1 protein-coding gene and 1 pseudogene are annotated in these 1376 nt (G+C 56.0%); both read right to left on the reverse strand.

The genetic code is table 11. The features are described 5' to 3' along the window. Positions 1–153 precede the first annotated feature (153 nt). Positions 154–822 (reverse strand): annotated as a pseudogene (locus tag BN1125_RS19505) (transposase); the annotation flags it as partial. Beyond that, complete coding sequence (locus tag BN1125_RS08480) at positions 819–1217, reverse strand: hypothetical protein (protein ID WP_042011779.1); 399 nt, start codon at positions 1215–1217, stop codon at positions 819–821. The gene BN1125_RS08480 and the pseudogene BN1125_RS19505, both read right to left, overlap by 4 nt. Between the last annotated feature and the right edge of the window lie 159 nt (positions 1218–1376).

Raw genomic sequence — 1376 nt, forward strand, 5'->3', positions numbered from 1 at the left:
TTCTCCGGTGCCCTCTATGCCTTCACCAATCGCCGCCGCAACAAGATCAAGTGCCTGATGTGGGAGGACAACGGCTTTGTGCTCTATTACAAGGCGCTCGCCGAGGAGAAATTCAAATGGCCATCCCCTGCCGATGAGCTGCTGGCTATGGCTGGCGGTAATCGCCAATTCGCCAAGCAAATCAAGGTAGCAATGCGCCGTCATCGGCATACCACGATCCTGATGCAAGGTCAGTGTGTCAGGCTGGATATCATAGCGCTCGTAAGCCTCCTGGATCAGATGGCTGGCGAGGGCGCTATTTTCTTTGCGCGACAACATCCAGGCCACGATGTAGCGACTTAACAAATCCATGACGATATAGAGCGACAGATATTCACCACGCTTCTGTGTGGGCAACTTGGTAATGTCCCAGCTCCAGACCTGGAGCGGGGCCGTGGCCTGCAGGCGCGGTATGGGCTGGGGGCTTGCAGGTCGCTGCTGGCGGCGCTCACCATTCAAACCATCTTCCCGCATCAGCCGATGCATGGTGCTGACCGAGCATAAATAAACGCCTTGCTCTAACAGGCTGAAGTAGACCTGTGCCGGTGGTTGATCATGGAACTCAGCACTGCTCAGTACCTCTCGCACCTCTGTGCGTTCCTCTGCACTCAGGGCGCGTGGTTGTTGGGTTTCTTTGCGCTTGCGTCGATAGGGGCTGATGGGCCCGCAGAAGCGATTCCTGGCCCGAGCAGCACGCCAGCTATTCCTGCAAATGTTCAGCACACTGCAGGCTTCACGTTCTGACACACCAGCAGGCAGCAGTCCATCAAGCAACAGGCTCATGAGTTGCTCTCTTCGAGCGAGTCCAGCATGGCCAAGGCTTTTTTTTGGAGCATCAGGCAGCCATCTTTGACCTCGAGCTGCTTACGAAGCCGCTGAATTTCTTTTTCCAACAGCTCGATCCGCTTCTGCTCAGCGGTCTTCTTGGGGGCAGGTCCAGGAGCAGACTTCTGCAAGCCGTCCAAGCCATGCTCAGCCTGCTCGCGGCGCCACTGCTGTAGCTGATTGGAATAGAGCTTTTCACGCCGCAGCAACGCCCCGAGCTCCCCATGCTGGCAGGCATCGGCCTGCTGGAGAATGGATAGCTTGTATTGGGCAGTAAATACACGTCGCCCCCGCTTTTCCAGCTCGGGTTTTGGCTCAACCTTGGGGTTGGCAGAAGTGTCTGGTTTAGGCATTTTCGTTCTCCTGAGTGCCCTGATTTATATGTTATCTCAAAATCAGTTGGCTCAGGCTTAGGTTGACACACGGGGGATCCGATTGATATACGCTGACGGCTCCAGCTGATTGGCCTTGGCTGTTTCCAGCAGCGAGTAGCAGGTCGCGCTCAAGCGCCA

The organism is Aeromonas fluvialis (genome assembly GCF_000819885.1).
Lineage (GTDB): Bacteria > Pseudomonadota > Gammaproteobacteria > Enterobacterales > Aeromonadaceae > Aeromonas > Aeromonas fluvialis.

Coding starts and splice junctions, on each gene's coding strand:
- BN1125_RS08480 (WP_042011779.1), bottom strand. CDS start 1,217: ATGCCTAAACCAGACACTTCTGCCAACCCCAAGGTTGAGCCAAAACCC.